Raw genomic sequence first — 16895 nt, 5'->3', positions numbered from 1 at the left:
TTCAGTTTGGCTAAGGTGTTGATAGGTCATGGCTACTTTGACTTGCAGGTCTAGAAGCTTTGGATACTAAAACATCCTTAGCCTCCTTAACTAGTTGTTCAAAGTTGCACTTCGTAGTTGAATCCACCTTGCTAATTAAGATTTAAAAATAAAACTAATTAAAAAGTGGAGAAAGCATGATTTTTACAATGTTACTAATGGATCGTCCTGGCACTGCAGACCTACGAGTTCAGGTTCGTCCTGAGCACCGTGCCTATCTGGCAAAAATGGCTGATCGCATGGCTTTTGCAGGGCCCCTCACTTCGGAAGATGGCAAGACTACGCTCGGTAGTTTGATTGCGATTGATTTTCCTAGCAGGGCGGATGTGGATACTTGGTTAAAGGATGAGCCATATACGAAGGCTGGTGTTTATGAAAAGCCCATCATTAATGTATTTAATAATATGTGGGAACAAAAAGCAGGCTTTCCGCCAGCAAAATAAACCCATAATTTGATCGGGGCTGTTACTTTTGATATATCATCTGGTGATATATTATGAGTGATGAGAAATCGTGGAATTATCACTCTTTTGGAATTGCACCAAGAGGTCATTGATCAAGGTGATGGTTACTGGGTAAAGATTGAGGCTTGGGAGGTGGCTGCTAGTGAGGCAGTACCGCACGGAGTGCGCTATTCATTAACCTTGCATAACCCCAAAGGCTTGAGAATTTTGGGTTATGACAATGCTCATGCGGTAAGGTCAAGAACAGGTTATTCAGGTCGAAAATTGGCATACGATCACAGGCATCGTAGTTCATGTGATCTTGGCATTGCCTATGAGTTTAGGGATGCGCACCAACTCCTAAGTGATTTTTTTGTAGAAGTTGATAAAGTCTTAAAGGTGGATAAAGATATATGAAAGTCATCAAAATAGGGATTGCATCACAAAAAGACATTCGGGCGCGGGTCTTGGCCATCGCCAAAGGCGATCTAAAACCAAAGGCATCTGATCCGAAGATATGGTTTACCTCGATGCGTTCATTGGCACAACTATTAAGTGACGAAAACAGGGTGCTGTTACATGTCATCAGAGCATCCAAACCTGTATCGATTTCTGAGTTAGCCGAGCTTACTGGAAGAAAGCAAGGCAACCTATCCCGCACGCTAAAAACAATGTCTCATTACGGCTTAGTTAAAATGCTCCAAGAGGCCAAGGCCCTGAGGCCGGTGGCATGTGGCGATCGCTTCGAAATCAGTATTCAATAATTTAAAGCGGCTTTATCTGTAGCTTTCTAAATTTAATGACACCACCAGCGGATTGCAGAGCAATGGGACCTTCAGAGTATTTACTATCCTGGCCATTAGCTACCGTGACTACGCCATTCATCAAGACCTTAAAGTTGGAGCCATTTGCAACAATCTCCATGGTGTTCCAGCGTCCACCGGCCTTAGGTACTGGGTCAACTTTGGCAACATCCACAATAGCGCCGGTTGCGTACGCTTGTTCAGGGCGGGTATCCCAAATATTGATTTCATAACAAGTGGATTGACTCACCTTGTTAGGGTCTTGGCAGCGAATGAAAATACCGCTATTCGTACTAGGCTCGGCATAAAACTCTGCTTTGATGACAAAGTTTTTGTAAGTCTTAGCGCTAACTAAAAAACCATTGGGTTTATTGCCTTCGACAATACCGTTACCAATGACCCAGTTGGCGCTTCCAATAATGTTCCATCCACTCAAGCTTACGCCGTCAATCAGATCAGTAAACCCGTCTGAACTTTGGGCGTTAGCAACACTACCGATCGATAGGGCGGCAAGGCATGCAATAGATAAGACCAGTTTTTTGACGAATATTTTCATGGGTCTCCTGAGGGGGTATATTTATTATTCTGCGTTCATTTTCATTGTTGCTGATATCGCCCTATAAAGACAAGTAGATGCTTTCCCTCACAAACTCCCGAATAAAGCGATGGTCTTTGCGTTTGGCGGGACTTTTTATTCTGATGGTGGCCTTATTTTGGTTGGGAAGCCACTTGTTGCTGCCTGGGTTGATTAAAAAGTCCCTAACTGAATATGGCAAGGAGATTGGCTATGAGATCTCCTATCAACACCTCAGTCTTTCTCCATTGCGGCTAAGGGTGGAGCTTGATGGCCTTCACTTGGCAAAAGAGGGTGGTTCTAAATTACTGGAATTTAAAAAGCTGGCAATTAGCCTCAAGTGGACAAAGCTGGTCATAGGGGAGCTGGGCTTTGATGAGGTTTTGCTGGAAGAACCTAAGGTGTTGGTCGAGAAGAATCTACCTAAGGGCATGCACGCAGGGTCCTGGAATTGGCAGGAATTGATTGCCGCCGTTGAAAAGGCGATACCCCCTTCAGATCCCAAAGAATTCAAGAAGCCTCTCAAAATATCGATCGATGAAATTATCGTCAGTTCAGCTTCTTTAAGTTTGGTGGATGATTCGAGCAAATTAAAAGAATCACTCAACCCGTTTACGATGCAGTTGCTCGATGTAGCCAATTACGACCAGAATGGTTTAGTGACTGGGGTCCGTGGTCAATACGACTTTAATCTTGGAGCCTTACAGTTCTTCATACCTGGAATCAATAAAACTATTGCGTATCGCCATGTTGCTATTACAGGTGGATTGGATAATCCTCAGCCAGGTAACTTAGGTGCGCAGCTCAACTTGAAGTTAGATGAGGGTGAGATACGCTCACACTGGGATTTCAATACTAGCTCGAAGTCAGTTAATGGCAAGTTAGAAATTCACAGTCTTGCAACCGCGCCAATCGTCGCTTTATTGCCAACTAATCATGAGATCATCGGTACCAGTGGCTTGCTGAACGCCGATCTAACTGTGAAGATAGGCGGTGAGACTGATTCAGTTACGGGCGATATTCATATTTCAGACTTAGCAATACTAGAGAAGGGTCAAAAAAGTCCTCTGATTGTTTGGAAGATGGCGGATATTCTTCAATTTGAATATCAATCCGTTAAGTTAAAGCAGGGTTCCAACAATAGTCTCGCGATAGATCAGTTGGCCATTGATGCACCAACCCTGCAATTTGAAATTAATGAAGAGGGCTTCTCAAACTTTAGAAGGTTATTTGCTAGGCCAACAACAGAATTAAAGTCCGAGCCTGTAGCTGGGCCAAAGGTAAGCGCTCCCTCCACATTTAATTTAGATATTCGATCCACTCTTCTGAAGAATGGCGAAGTGTACTTTTCAGATATGGCGATGCGTCCTAATTTCAAGGTGGATGTGAAGAGGTTCAATGCCACTCTTTTGGGGGTTAGCAATACTCCTGGTCGATTTGCCACTGTGGCGATGGATGGTGTTGTTGCTGGCTCGGGAGGTATGCGAGTAAAGGGTCAAGCATCATTTGATGATCCACGACGCAATCATGACATCTTGATGAGTTTTAGAAACCTTCCGCTGACCGCCTTCAATCCAGCAGTGATGACATTCGCAGGCTATCAAATTACCAGTGGACGACTAAACCTCAATCTCAATTACAAAGCCAATGATGGCGAACTCAATGGAAGTAATCAGATCATTATTAAGAAGGTGGTGCTGGGTGATGAGGTGCCGGACTTTACTGGCAAAAAATTACCGCTAGGCTTAGCAATTGCTTTATTAGAAGACTCTGATGACACGATTGACGTGACAGTACGCATTGCAGGAAATGTAGATTCTCCGAAATTCAGTGCTAGTGGTTTGGTTTGGCAGGCTATTAGCAATGTTCTAACAAACGTAGCAACAGCACCATTTAGAGCTCTTGCATCTATTTTAGGAATGGGTGGCGAAGAGGGTGTTAATGCCGTGCCTGGAGAAGCAGTCTTCCTGATTGCCGATCAAGATCGCCTGGAAAAATTTGGTGAGTATTTGGTGAAGCGCCCGAACTCGAGCTTAGAGATCATTGGTACTTATGATCCTGTGCTGGATAAGAAAGAGCTTGCAAGAGCTAAGGCAGATAGCGCCATTTTGCAAGATGCCGGATTTAAGTTGGCACCTGGCGAACCAGTGCCCACTCCATCATTTACAGACCCGAAAGTGCAGTCAGGCCTGAAGGCGGCATATGCCCAATACATAGGGCGCATCAAGCTTGGTCAACGTCTTTTGACTCTTCCAGATGGCGAGAAGCGCAATGAGCAACTGCATGAGGAGTTGATTTCTGGGATGGAGATCACTGATATCGAGCTTCAGGAATTGGCAAAAAGTAGGGCGAAGACGGCCTACGGCTTCATGGTTAAGGCTGATCCAAGCCTAAAGGACCGTGTTCAGCTGGGAGATGTGAAGACTGTAGAGGCAGGAAAAGAGGGTATACCTCTCGATGTTGAGATCAGAATCAAGTAGACTTGAGGTCATGAATTCAACAAAAATGCGCCTTCTTTCTATCATCGCAGCCATGGCTGCCTTAAGTCTCGTGGGCTGCGGCTCTATTGAATCTGCTGCCCAAAATGACTGCACCTCGATCGGCTGGGAAATCGGCAGTAAGGGCTATCAAGATTGCTATAAGGCAAGGCTGTATGAACGCAAGCTGGATTACTCTCTGCCACCTGGCGATAAGCCATCCCCATCCCTTCTCTAATAGGGTAAACCCTTAATTGAAGTCCTTGAGCGCCGTCAAGGACTTGAGGTGCTAAATCACCCAAAATAAAGCGTTGTTTTGCCGATCGTGGCCTGCTCAGTACTTGGCGCAGCTCGATTTTTGATGGGCAAAATTAGAAAAATGCCCTGCAAAAGTACAAGGCAAATAGAGCAATAAATAAAAAACTAGAGACTACATAATATGAATCATCCAAAGCCTTCTGGAGAAGTCAAAGCAGTTGCTGTTGCAACGGCAGATGATTTGAGGGAAACCATTCGCCGTAAGAGCAAATTGAAGGGGCGTCAAGCAGACGATGTTTCCGTTGCTGAAGTTCGCCAGCTCATTGGTAGCGCGCCGCATCGCCGCGACTTACTGATTGAGAACCTTCATAAACTCAATGATGAATATCGTGCTTTGCACGATCGTCATTTAGTGGCCTTAGCCAAAGAAATGAATCTGCCTATGGCCGAAGTCTATGAAGTAGCCACTTTCTACCATCACTTTGAAGTCGTGCGCGGTAATGATCCTGTAGCGGACATCCTGATTCGTGTTTGTGATGGTATCGCTTGTGAATTAGCGGGCGCACAAAATCTATTGGCTAAATTGCCAGGCATCTTAGGCAATCCCAATATTAAAGTCGCTGCAGCGCCTTGCGTGGGCCGTTGCGAGCAAGCCCCAGTAGCAGTAGTTCATCAATATCCAGTTCTATTTGCAACGACAGATAAAGTACAGGCAGCCGTTAATAACAAGCTGACTACTCAGCCAATGGCTAGAGATGATGCGAACTTTGATCCAGCATCTCTAGCAGAGCAGGGCGTTTCTCCCCAGGGCGAGATGCAAGCCGTTTCCCCTGACTATGTTGGTTATGAGTCTTATCTTGCACAAGGCGGTTACGCTTTAGCTACAGAAATCTTCGAGGGCAAGAAAGATGCTGAGAGCATCATTAAGGCAATGGAGAGCTCCGGTCTGCGCGGTCTTGGTGGTGCAGGCTTCCCTGCAGGTCGTAAGTGGCGCATTGTGAAGGATCAAGTAGCTCCTAAATTAATGGCCGTCAACATCGACGAAGGTGAGCCAGGAACATTTAAAGATCGCACTTACTTAGAGCGTGATCCTCATCGCTTCCTTGAGGGATTGTTGATTGCCGCACACGTAGTGGGCATTGATGCTTGCTACATTTATTTGCGCGATGAGTATCACGGCTGTCGCGAGCTTCTCGAAACAGAATTAGCCAAGCTGCAGGCTAACCCACCATTTTCAATTCCGAAGATTGAATTGCGTCGTGGCGCAGGGGCATACATCTGCGGTGAAGAATCCGCCATGATCGAAAGTATTGAAGGCAAACGTGGGGAGCCACGTATGCGTCCTCCATACATTGCGCAAGTCGGTTTGTTTGGCAGACCAACGCTCGAGCACAACTTTGAAACCCTCTATTGGGTGCGCGACATTATTTCTCGTGGGCCAGAATGGTTTAGTTCATTTGGACGTCACGATCGCAAAGGCTTGCGTAGCTTTAGTGTGAGTGGGCGCGTTAAAAAACCAGGCGTCAAATTAGCGCCAGCAGGTATCACCATTCAAGAGTTGATTGATGAGTATTGCGGTGGCATGCAAGAGAGTCACAAGTTCTACGGCTATTTGCCTGGTGGTGCTTCCGGCGGTATTTTGCCTGCGACTATGAATGACATTCCGCTCGACTTCGATACCTTGCAACCCTATGGTTGCTTCATTGGTTCTGCAGCAGTCATGGTGTTCAGCGATAAAGATAAAGCGCGTGATATGGCCTTAAATGTAATGCACTTCTTTGAGCATGAGAGTTGTGGTCAATGTACGCCTTGTCGAGTAGGTACTGGCAAAGCCGCTAAATTGATGCAAGCAACATCTTGGGATCAAGACACGCTCGAAGATTTGGCTACTGTAATGGTGGATGCATCGATCTGTGGTTTAGGTCAGGCAGCACCCAACCCGATTCGTTGTATTGCGAAATATTTCCCGGAAGAAGTGAAATAAACCACTTATAAAAAATAGGGAATAACGAGATAAATATGAACGCACCCACACATCCAAAAGAACTCGAACTGCAAACTGTTGAGTTCAAGCTAGACGGCAAGACGATTGTTTCCTATGAAGGTGAAACGATTCTCAAAGCTGCCAAACGCCATGGCATTGATATTCCGCATCTCTGTTTTAAAGACGGCTATCGCCCAGACGGCAACTGCCGTGCTTGTGTAGTGGAAATTAATGGTGAGCGTACTTTAGCCCCTAGCTGTTGCAGAAGCGCTACGCCTGGCATGGAAGTCAAAGCCAATAGTGAGCGCGCAATCAAGAGTCAAAAATTAGTGCTCGAGATGTTGCTCTCGGATATGCCGGATGAAGGTTTTAAGTGGGTAGGCGACAGTAAAGCAGAAGAGCAGCAGAATCAACATGGTGAGCTCAGCACTTGGGCTGCGCGAATGGATGTCACAGTACGACCTGAACTCAAAGCCTTGCGCCGTGACAAAGTAGCAAATGATATCTCGCATCCCGCGATGGCTGTGAATTTGGATGCCTGTATTCAATGTAATCGTTGTGTACGCGCTTGTCGTGAAGAGCAGGTCAATGATGTGATTGGTTACGCCATGCGCGGCGCGCATAGCGAGATTGTGTTTGATCTCAATGACCCTATGGGCGAGAGCACTTGTGTTGCTTGTGGCGAGTGTGTGCAGGCTTGCCCAACTGGCGCATTGATGCCCAAAGGTTTGATTGGTTCGCAGACGGTGGATCGCAAAGTCGATTCTGTCTGCCCATTCTGCGGCGTTGGTTGTCAAATTACCTACAACGTTAAAGATGAAAAGATTGTCAGTGTAGAAGGTCGTGATGGTCCAGCGAACCACAATCGCCTCTGTGTTAAGGGTCGCTTTGGTATGGATTACATCCATAACCCACAGCGCTTAACCAAGCCATTGATTCGTAAAGCGGGCGTTGCTAAGGATGAGTCCATCTTAGAAGGTAAGCAAGACTGGTCCGATGTCTTCCGTGAAGCTACATGGGAAGAGGCTTTAGAGTTTGCTGCTGGTGGCCTTAAGAAGTTAAAAGATCAACACGGCTTGAAGGTGCTTGCTGGCTTTGGTTCTGCTAAAGGCAGCAACGAAGAGGCTTATCTATTCCAGAAATTAGTTCGTACTGGTTTTGGTAGCAACAACGTTGACCATTGCACCCGTCTTTGCCATGCCTCTTCTGTAGCGGCATTACTAGAAGGAGTAGGTTCTGGTGCAGTAAGTAATCAGGTGAATGACGTTGAGCACTCGAGTTTGATTTTCTTGATTGGCTCTAATCCCACCGCCAACCATCCTGTAGCAGCTACTTGGTTTAAGAATGCCGCGAAACGCGGTGCCAAAATTGTCTTGTGTGATCCACGTGCAACAGAAATTAGCAAGCACGCTTGGCGCACCATGCAATTTAAACCCGATACCGATGTGGCGATGCTCAATGCCATGATCTATACGATCATTGAAGAGGGCTTAGTTGATAAAGACTTTATTCAAAACCGTTCGAATAACTTTGCAGCCTTAAAAGAAAATATCAAAGGCTATAGCCCGGAAGCAATGGCACCGATTTGCGGCATTCCGGCAGAGACCTTGCGGGAAGTAGCTAGAGAATTTGCTACCACCAAGTCGGCCATGATTTTGTGGGGTATGGGGGTGAGCCAACACGTGCATGGTACCGATAATGCGCGTTGCTTAATCGCCTTGGTGAGCATTACGGGTCAAATTGGCAAGCCGGGCTCTGGACTACATCCATTGCGTGGTCAGAATAATGTGCAGGGTGCTAGTGATGCCGGATTGATCCCAATGATGTTCCCGAACTATCAACGGGTTGATAACCCAGAAGCGCACGCATGGTTTGAGAAGTTCTGGAATACCCCACTGGATAAGAAGCCTGGCTACACAGTAGTTGAGATCATGCATAAGATCACTGCGCCAGATTCTGATCCCGATAAGATTCGCGGTATGTATGTTGAGGGTGAGAACCCTGCGATGAGTGATCCTGATTTACATCACGCACGTCATGCACTAGCCGCTTTAGAGCATTTAGTAGTACAAGATATTTTCATGACCGAGACCGCATTATTGGCAGACGTCGTGTTGCCAGCCAGTGCATGGCCAGAGAAGGTTGGCACTGCAAGCAATACTGACCGTATGGTGCAAATGGGCAAGAAAGCCATTAACCCACCGGGTGAAGCAAAGCCTGACTTGTGGATCATTCAAGAGATTGCGAAGCGTATGGGTCTCAATTGGAACTATCAAGGTCCTGACGCCGGTGTTGCAGCAGTCTATGAAGAAATGCGTCAAGCCATGCATGGTGCCATCAAAGGGATTACCTGGGAGCGTCTCGAAAAAGAATCTAGCGTGACTTATCCGTGCTTATCTGCAGAAGATCCAGGTCGCCCTATTGTGTTTGATGATGAGTTTGCTACACCCGACGGTAAGGTGAAGTTGGTTCCTGCCGACATCATTCCCGCTAATGAAAGACCCGATTCGGAATACCCCTTTGTCTTGATAACCGGTCGTCAGTTAGAACATTGGCATACCGGTAGTATGACGCGTCGTGCCACAGTATTAGATGCCATTGAGCCCATGGCTACCGTGTCGATGAATGGGGAAGACATGACTCAGTTAGGTGTCTCTGCGGGTGATGTGATTACCGTCCAATCGCGGCGTGGTGAGGTGGGTATTCATGTGCGCAGAGACGATGGCACACCAAGAGGCGTGATCTTTATTCCATTTGCTTACTATGAAGCTGCCGCCAACTTGATTACCAACTCAGCGCTAGATCCTTTTGGCAAGATTCCGGAATTTAAGTACTGCGCGGTGAAGCTCGCTAAGGGTGGTGATGCTGCAAAGATCATGGGATATGGCACTAATGCTCCAGGTGGATCTAAGGTGATGTCCAATAATTAGTAATTTTATTGCTGCACTTAATGCTTTATTGTCAATAAACCCCATCACTGAGATGGGGTTTATTACTTCAATCTACCTCATAATAGGGTCTCCCTAGTAACTCAAGCGTGTATTGACTGAATGCTTGTAGGTAATCGTTTTAGGATAAGTAAGGTTTAGAAGGCTGATTTAATTCTGTTTTAATCCTGTTTTAATGTTATACTTTTATATAATAAACATATTTTCATCAACTTCATAGCCTGTAGAAGGAAGCCCATGTCCATAACAAATTTGCGTAAAGTCGGTGGCTCTATCATGCTGGCAGTACCCCCATCTATATTGAGCTTGCTAAATCTTGAGCCGGGATCATCTGTGGATGTTGGGGTTGAGAAGGGGCGTTTGGTTATTGAGCCAATCAAGAAGCCTAAATACACGCTTGAAGAATTATTGGCGCAATGTAAGCCTCAACAGAAGAGAACTCCAGAAGAGCGCGAGTGGCTTGATATTGCTCCCATAGGCAAAGAGTTGCTTTAATGGATCGTGGAGATATTTATATGGTATCACTTGATCCAAGTTCTGGTCATGAGCAAAAAGGAATAAGGCCAGTTTTAGTAGTCACAAGAGAGCCGTTTAATAAATTAACCAAGGCTCCAGTAGTTTTGCCAATTACAACCGGTGGAAATTTTGCACGTGTCGCAGGATTTACGGTCGAGTTAGCCAACACTAAAACCTTGGGAGTGGTGCGTTGTGATCAGCCTAGAGTGCTGGATTTGAGTGCGAGGAAGGCCAGAAAACTCGAAAAAGCACCAATACAAGTGATGGATGAAGTTATGGCGAAGTTGTCGGCAATCATTTCATAAAAATTTATGGCTAGTTCCACACCAACACCTTCCCAGGCTCAAGCTGAGTTACCAGTCCTCATTATTGGTGCTGGTCTTGCGGGTTTAACCGTTGCCCTGCATATGGCTGAGACTCAGCCAGTGATTCTGATGGCCAAACGTGGTTTGGGTGAGGCAGCCACTGCATGGGCCCAGGGCGGCATTGTTGGCGTAGTCGATCAAGAACATGACAGTATTGATTCGCACGTCGCTGATACTTTGGATGCGGGTGCTGGTCTCGTAGTGGAGTCGACTGCACGTTATATCGCTGAAGAAAGTGCTAAAGCCATTCAGTGGTTAGTAGAGCAGGGCGTTCCTTTTACCGAAGATAAGTCTGGTCCGATGGGTTTGCACCTCACGCGTGAGGGAGGACACAGCCATCGTCGCATTGCCCATGCTGCTGATGCGACTGGCAAAGCGATTCATGAAGTATTGCTAGATAAAGCTAAGGCGCATAAAAATATTCGAATCCTTGAGCATTGGATTGCGCTGGACGTAATTACCAATCGCCAGCTCGATGCCAAGACCCAGCGCACCAAACCCAATCGCTGCTATGGCGTGTATGCCTTAGATATTCAAAATAATCGGGTAGAAACCATTGCCGCTAAGTCAGTGGTTTTGGCTACTGGTGGTGTAGGTAAAGTTTACCGTTACACCAGCAACCCGGACACTGCTACAGGTGATGGCATTGCCATGGCCTGGCGAGCAGGTTGCCGCGTGGGCAATATGGAATTTATTCAATTTCATCCGACTTGTTTGTATCACCCCAGTGACCGTACCTTTCTGATTACTGAGGCCATGCGTGGCGAGGGGGGCATACTCAAGTTGCCCGATGGCACCCGCTTTATGCCAGACCACGATGAGCGTCATGAATTAGCCCCTCGAGATATCGTCGCCCGTGCGATCGACTTTGAGATGAAAAAGCACGGCTTAGATTACGTGCATTTAGATGCCACCCATTTGGGCGAAGCTTTTATCAAAGAACACTTTCCAATGATTTACGCTCGCTGCCTCAGCCTTGGCCTGGACATCACCAAAGAGCCGATTCCGGTTGTGCCTGCGGCGCATTACACCTGTGGTGGTGTGGTGACGGACCTCAAGGGCAGAACCGATTTACCTGGTTTATACGCTGTTGGCGAAGCGACTTACACGGGCTTACATGGCGCCAATCGCTTAGCCAGTAATTCATTGCTAGAGTGTGTCGTGATTGGAAAGGCAGCAGCAGAAGATATCAGCGCACTCAAATCGCCAGCACTGCCCAATCTTCCCTTGTGGGATGAGAGCCAGGTAGAGGATGCCGATGAGCAAGTAGTCATTGCCCATAACTGGGATGAGCTGCGTTCCTTGATGTGGAACTACGTCGGCATTGTGAGAACCAATCGTCGTTTAGAACGCGCGCTCCACCGCATTAAATTACTGCGCTATGAAGTGCAGGAATACTACGCAAACTTTAAAGTGACGCGAGATCTGATTGAGCTCCGGAACTTACTGGAATGCGCGGAATTGATTGTCAGATCTGCCCTGATGCGAAGAGAAAGTCGGGGATTGCATTTCAGTCGCGACTACCCGGGAACTTGGGCGGTATCTTATCCCACCATCTTGACACCTCAAGCCAACACCACAGAAGAATAAAGTTCGCTATCACTGCTCAGTGATCTACTGAGTCAGCCATTGAACAGGTAACTCAGTTAGTAACTAATTTAATAACTTAGTTACTAACTTAGTTACTAACTGAGTTACTGGAGTTAGGAGCAGAGCTTCCAACTGATGGGCTCGAGCTTGAAGTGGACCCAGTACCGGTAACAGCACCAGTTCCAGAGTTCGACGCATTGACCAGCGGCAATAACTCAATCGTTTTATCGTTGGGATTACTGGGTTTGACTTTCCAACCCTGAAAAAATAAATCCACTTGTGACAATCCGCCAGTAAGCACCTTAAAAGGGGGCTTGCCATAAAAGGAAGCGCTAGTGCCTGCATCTAAGCTGCGATTTTGCACTTTACCGCTTGCATCTACTACGCAAACCGTTTGATTGCTCTTGCTCACCACATACACCATATCGGCGCTTCGATTACTTTGCGCTGGAGTAAACGAACTCACGGTTGTTGAAGCACTTGGGCAAGCTTCCGCATTAGCACTAGCTAGGGCTGCGGCTGGAGCAGCAGATACAGCGGGAGCAGCGGGAGCAATAGGAGCAATAGAAGTGAGTGATGTTGCAGGTGATGCAGGGGTGGCAAGAGTAGCTGGAGAAACCGCTGCAGTAGTTCGGCTATTGCCATTATTAGTGTCAGCAGTTGCAGTATTTGTAGAGGTTGCAGCAGTTGCAGCAGTTGCAGTAGTTGCAGTAGTTGCAGTAGTTTCTTGCGTATTTTGTTCTTCTGCTAACTTTTCCTCAGCAGGGTTCACAGCAACAGCAGGTGTGGTCTTCGCAGAAAAGAGGGCTTGGATTTGCGCTATGCCATTGGATTCAATAAAGGTGCCAATAAATAAAATACTCGCCAAAAAAAGACCAGCAAACAATAACTTTCGGATTCCTTGAGGCTTATCCATTGAGTTGATCGTGTTCATGGTCTGCAGCTCAGGCTTAAACGAAGATACGCGCGTAGGCTCTAGCGCAGTACTCTGAGAAGTAGGTGCAGGTGAACGAAGAGCGCGCTCAATTCCGGTTGTCTGTGGTTTGGCAGTGCTTGCTGAAATCACTGCTTGAAGTGTATTGCTGGCAATGGTAGTTGCTGGAGTTGCAGGAGTTGTAGGGGCTGCAGTATGGCTGGCAGTAACCCCGCCAGTAACTTTACCTGTAACTTCACCTGTAACTGCCGCAGCAGTGTCAGAAGATGTTGACTCTTTTGCAAGAGCGTTGGGAGAAACTTTAAATTGGAATGCTTGCGTGTAATCGAGCTTTAAGATGTCCGCAATTTTTTTGGCAGCATTGACTTTGATTGCTACAGAATAAAACGAATCACTTTTGCCATTTTCAATTTGCTCAATTTGACGAACAGAAAAGCATGATTTTTTAGCCAACTCTTTATGTGAAATTCCTAAACTTTCACGTGCTACTTGAAACGCGTTTCCGTTGATTTCTGAAATGACAGAGTTTTTATGCACCACAATAGGCTATTTCGATGTTTGTTGGCTAAGGTTAGTCTGAGCTTGGTAATGAGCAAATAAGGGTAAATTCTAGCGCAATACCAATAAATTGATGCAAATTTACTCAAAATAGAACCAATTTTGCTGAGATAAGCCAGGGAATAAGTCAATGAACAAGATAGAGAACAAGGCAGAGCATGAGGCGGAGAATTGATTTACTCCGTTTGCCCTTAATCCTGCTTTTCTTGTATACGCAAAGAAAAATCTACCGCAGAAATGTCCTTGGTGAGTTTGCCAATGGAAATTCGATCGACTCCGGTTTTAGCAATAGCGCCGATGTGCTCTAAGTCAACCCCTCCAGAGGCTTCTAGTAGAGCTCGGCCAGCGTTCAGATCTACGGCCGCTACCATTTGCTCTGGTGAAAAGTTATCCAGCAAGACATTGCTAGCACCTGCCACTAGCGCCTCCTCAAGCTCGGCCAGGCTTTCTACTTCAATCTGCATCGAAACTCCAGCATTTAAGGCCGCAGCGGCGCGCAAAGCCGCAGCAATACCACCTGCAGCAGCAATATGGTTTTCTTTAATCAAGATGCCATCCCATAACGCCATGCGTTGATTGCTGCCACCGCCCACCCGCACAGCGTATTTTTGCGCCTGGCGTAAGCCGGGAACAGTTTTGCGCGTATCCAGGATGACGCAACCGCGGGGGTTAGGGCTCAGACCTGCGATGGCATTGACATAGGCGCGGGTCATCGTAGCAGTGCTGGAAAGTGATTGCAAAAAATTGAGACTAGGGCGCTCAGCAGTCAAGAGGGCGCGGGCGCGTGCTGAAATGGAACAAACAGTACTGCCTGCGCACATCAAGGCGCCCTCTAGGTAGTTCCAAGTGACATGCGCCTGCGGGTCCAGTTTTTTGAGGCAACCCTCAAACCAATCGACCCCACATAGAACTGCTGACTCTCGTACCAGTAAAGAAGCCTGCACTAATGCATCGGGCACTAAGAGGGCGGTCCAGTCATTACGACCCACATCCTCTAAGAGCGCATCATGAATATTGCGCTGGCGAGCTTGTTCCAAGGTTTCATTGTGGTCAAAAGGGATGGACCACAAGGAAGTGGCAAAAGAAGAAAGAGTGGGAGTAGAAGAGAGTGGGGAAGAAGGCGTAGTCATAGAAAAGTAGAAATGGTGTAGTCTTGGGCTTAGTTCAGGATTAAATTAAGTTAATAAAATCATATACTTATATTGAGTACATCACTAATAAGTTGAACTCAACCAACAGATAACCATAAAGTCTAACGCCTCCAAATTGAGTGCCAAGCGCACTAAGCGGCCCCAATATTCTTCACAAAACCATGTTGGGCTTTGGCTAAGAGTTCAGGGTGCTGTTGGGTAAAGTGCAACATCCGTTCAATACACAGCAAGGCATCCGATCTAGTGGGTTCCGGTACAGTAATTTCCCCAGTACCATCCCCTACATGCTCTAAGCATTGCAAAATTCCTTGTAAGCCATTCATGGCCATCCAGGGGCAATTGGCGCAACTTTTACAGGTGGCGCTTTGACCAGCAGTAGGGGCGGCGATGAGATGTTTGCCTGGAGCCAATTGGCGCATCCGGTGCAAGATTCCTTGATCAGTCGCCACAATATATTCAGCAGCATTGCCATCAACTACCGCTTTAATCATGGCTGAAGTTGAACCAACCACATCGGCTTGCGCGACAACGCTACTAGGAGATTCTGGGTGAACTAATACGACCGCTTGGGGATGCTGGGCGCGCAATAGCTCAAGCTCAGCCCCTTTAAATTCATCATGAACAATACAAGCACCATTCCAAAGCAACATATCGGCGCCAGTTTGCTCCTGAATGTAGCGCCCTAAGTGACGATCAGGGGCCCATAAGATCTTTTTACCTTCAAGATGTAATTGATGCACGATCGCCAGGGCGCAAGAGCTCGTTACCATCCAATCGGCCTGCGCTTTGACTGCAGCGCTGGTATTGGCATAAACCACCACAATGCGGTCTGGGTGTGCTGCCCGAAACTGCGCAAACTGAGCAGCTGGGCAACCCAGGTCTAAGGAGCAGGTGGCCTCTAGATCGGGCATCAAGACTGTTTTCTCAGGACTCAGAATTTTGGCGGTTTCGCCCATAAAGCGCACACCAGCCACAATTAAGGTTTGGGCAGGGTGCTGTTTACCAAAGCGGGCCATTTCTAAGGAGTCGGCAACCACGCCACCCGTCTCCAGTGCCAGATCCTGAATATCGCCATCAACGTAGTAATGGGCCACTAAGACAGCATTCTGAGCAATTAATTGCTGCTTGATTTGCTCCCGCACCATCTTCTTATCAGCAGCAGACAAGGGGGCAGGCGTTTTTGCCCAGGCTTGCGCTGTGCAAGTAAGCCCCTGGCCATCTTGCAAGGGATAGTCATAAGCCTGTGGGCTGGTTTCTAAAGCAATAGGGGTAGTCATGTAGGCTTACTCATACACTCATTATGAAGAGGGGTGATGTAACCAAGTTATTCATCGCATATAGCATGCAGTACTCGCCAGAACGATTAGTAGGACCAATAGTAGAGCGAATAGCAGAACGATCACTAGGACACCGAGGTCATTACTCTAGCATGTTCAGCCCCTTGCTTCAGTCGCCCCAGCAAGCCACTTGGTGCAGTCGCTTAATGAGGCCCTTCAAACCATTTATCAAAAAACCGATAAAATCATTCAATGATTAAGAAGTTTATTGTCCAGTACCGCAGAAATCCATGGCTTATTGCAGCTTGGGTTTTTTATTGCCTCATGATTGTGCTGGGCTCGTTCCGCTTTTTGGAGCGTGGCTTCGTTATGACCTTTAACGATAAGCTCCTACACTTTTTTGCTTATGCAGTACTGGCTAGTTTGATTTTTTGGGGATTGAAGTTCCCGATTTTGCAAAGACTACTTGCCACTCTCTCGCTTGTGGCTGTAATGGGTATGGTCGATGAATACTTGCAGAACTTTACGGGTCGAGACCCCAGTTTTGATGATTGGCTAGCCGATATGTCAGGCGGCATATTGAGTTTAATCTGTATATTTTTCCTTAAGCTCGTTATCTGGCTTTGGCGGGTTGCTCGCTCGGGAGACTGGCGTCAAGCCATGATTCAGCTCGTACAGCCGCGTGATTTTGACGAAGAAACCTAAGGCACCTGAAGTAGTCTGAACCCAGATGCTGCAGTAAAGCTTTCACAAAAAAGCTTTACAAGAACTATTAATATTTGCCACTCATCAATGACAATGAAGCGCCAGCTTGGGCATAACAATCAATAAAAAATCAATAAAAAATCAGGTGGATTCAACTACGAAGTGCAACTTTGAACAACTAGTTAAGGAGGCTAAGGATGTTTTAGTATCCAAAGCTTCTAGACCTGCAAGTCAAAGTAGCCATGACCTATCAACACCTTAGCCAAACTGAAC

15 protein-coding genes are annotated in these 16895 nt (G+C 46.8%); 11 read left to right on the top strand and 4 right to left on the bottom strand.

All coding sequences use genetic code 11. The annotated features are described in order from the left end of the window. Positions 1-176: 176 nt before the first annotated feature. Genes ICN37_RS08465 through ICN37_RS08455 form a run of 3 tightly spaced genes read left to right on the top strand, consistent with a single transcriptional unit; the run spans position 177 to position 1246 of the window. Entirely contained in the window at positions 177-482 is a 306-nt protein-coding gene (locus ICN37_RS08465; protein WP_216156668.1) for a YciI family protein, read from the top strand. A 60-nt stretch (positions 483-542) separates the two neighbouring features. Beyond that, positions 543-899 carry a DUF6516 family protein gene (locus tag ICN37_RS08460; protein ID WP_216860956.1) on the top strand — a complete coding sequence of 119 codons (357 nt, stop codon included), beginning with the start codon at positions 543-545 and terminating at the stop codon, positions 897-899. Beyond that, a complete protein-coding gene (locus ICN37_RS08455; RefSeq protein WP_216156663.1) occupies positions 896-1246 on the top strand; it encodes a winged helix DNA-binding protein in 351 nt (116 codons plus the stop codon). Before ICN37_RS08460 ends, ICN37_RS08455 begins: the two co-directional genes overlap by 4 nt. A 1-nt stretch (position 1247) precedes the next feature. On the opposite strand, the gene ICN37_RS08450 is transcribed toward ICN37_RS08455, so the two are convergent. Next, positions 1248-1841 (bottom strand): DUF1080 domain-containing protein, encoded by a 594-nt coding sequence (locus tag ICN37_RS08450; protein WP_216156661.1) that lies wholly within the window; start codon positions 1839-1841, stop codon positions 1248-1250. A gap of 77 nt (positions 1842-1918) precedes the next feature. Between ICN37_RS08450 and ICN37_RS08445 the strand changes: the two genes are divergently transcribed. The 7 genes from ICN37_RS08445 to nadB all read left to right on the top strand — a co-directional run bounded on the left by ICN37_RS08445 (position 1919) and on the right by nadB (position 11997). Beyond that, positions 1919-4339 carry a DUF748 domain-containing protein gene (locus tag ICN37_RS08445; protein WP_216156657.1) on the top strand — a complete coding sequence of 807 codons (2421 nt, stop codon included), beginning with the start codon at positions 1919-1921 and terminating at the stop codon, positions 4337-4339. Positions 4340-4349: 10 nt separating this feature from the next. Next, complete coding sequence (locus ICN37_RS08440; protein ID WP_216156655.1) at positions 4350-4574, top strand: hypothetical protein; 225 nt, start codon at positions 4350-4352, stop codon at positions 4572-4574. Between the two features lie 201 nt (positions 4575-4775). Then, the gene (locus tag ICN37_RS08435) at positions 4776-6578 is read left to right on the top strand and encodes an NADH-ubiquinone oxidoreductase-F iron-sulfur binding region domain-containing protein (RefSeq protein WP_216156652.1); all 1803 of its coding nucleotides are present in this window, start codon (positions 4776-4778) and stop codon (positions 6576-6578) included. A 35-nt stretch (positions 6579-6613) separates the two neighbouring features. Beyond that, the gene (fdhF, locus tag ICN37_RS08430) at positions 6614-9508 is read left to right on the top strand and encodes a formate dehydrogenase subunit alpha (RefSeq protein WP_216156649.1); all 2895 of its coding nucleotides are present in this window, start codon (positions 6614-6616) and stop codon (positions 9506-9508) included. Between the two features lie 255 nt (positions 9509-9763). Continuing rightward, positions 9764-10021: an antitoxin gene (locus ICN37_RS08425; protein WP_216156646.1), complete on the top strand. Its 258-nt coding sequence runs from the start codon at positions 9764-9766 to the stop codon at positions 10019-10021. Then, complete coding sequence (locus ICN37_RS08420; RefSeq protein ID WP_216156643.1) at positions 10021-10347, top strand: type II toxin-antitoxin system PemK/MazF family toxin; 327 nt, start codon at positions 10021-10023, stop codon at positions 10345-10347. The genes ICN37_RS08425 and ICN37_RS08420 overlap by 1 nt, the downstream gene beginning before the upstream one ends. Before the next feature lie 6 nt (positions 10348-10353). Next, a complete protein-coding gene (gene nadB, locus ICN37_RS08415) occupies positions 10354-11997 on the top strand; it encodes an L-aspartate oxidase (RefSeq protein WP_216156640.1) in 1644 nt (547 codons plus the stop codon). An 88-nt stretch (positions 11998-12085) separates the two neighbouring features. On the opposite strand, the gene ICN37_RS08410 is transcribed toward nadB, so the two are convergent. From ICN37_RS08410 to nadA, 3 genes are all read right to left on the bottom strand, one after another. Then, the gene (locus ICN37_RS08410) at positions 12086-13468 is read right to left on the bottom strand and encodes a RodZ domain-containing protein (RefSeq protein WP_216156637.1); all 1383 of its coding nucleotides are present in this window, start codon (positions 13466-13468) and stop codon (positions 12086-12088) included. Between the two features lie 212 nt (positions 13469-13680). Continuing rightward, complete coding sequence (gene nadC / locus ICN37_RS08405; protein ID WP_216156634.1) at positions 13681-14619, bottom strand: carboxylating nicotinate-nucleotide diphosphorylase; 939 nt, start codon at positions 14617-14619, stop codon at positions 13681-13683. A 152-nt stretch (positions 14620-14771) separates the two neighbouring features. Continuing rightward, entirely contained in the window at positions 14772-15917 is a 1146-nt protein-coding gene (gene nadA, locus ICN37_RS08400) for a quinolinate synthase NadA (protein WP_216156631.1), read from the bottom strand. A gap of 252 nt (positions 15918-16169) precedes the next feature. Here nadA and ICN37_RS08395 point away from each other — a divergent pair, with 252 nt between their 5' ends. Continuing rightward, on the top strand, positions 16170-16622 hold the full coding sequence (locus tag ICN37_RS08395) for a VanZ family protein (RefSeq protein WP_216156628.1): 453 nt from the start codon (positions 16170-16172) through the stop codon (positions 16620-16622). Positions 16623-16895 lie beyond the last annotated feature (273 nt).

This window comes from Polynucleobacter sp. P1-05-14, assembly GCF_018881675.1.
In the GTDB taxonomy this organism is placed as follows: Bacteria; Pseudomonadota; Gammaproteobacteria; order Burkholderiales; family Burkholderiaceae; genus Polynucleobacter.
Note: the sequence above shows the minus strand (reverse complement) of the source record. Positions and strands in the feature narration are given on the sequence as shown.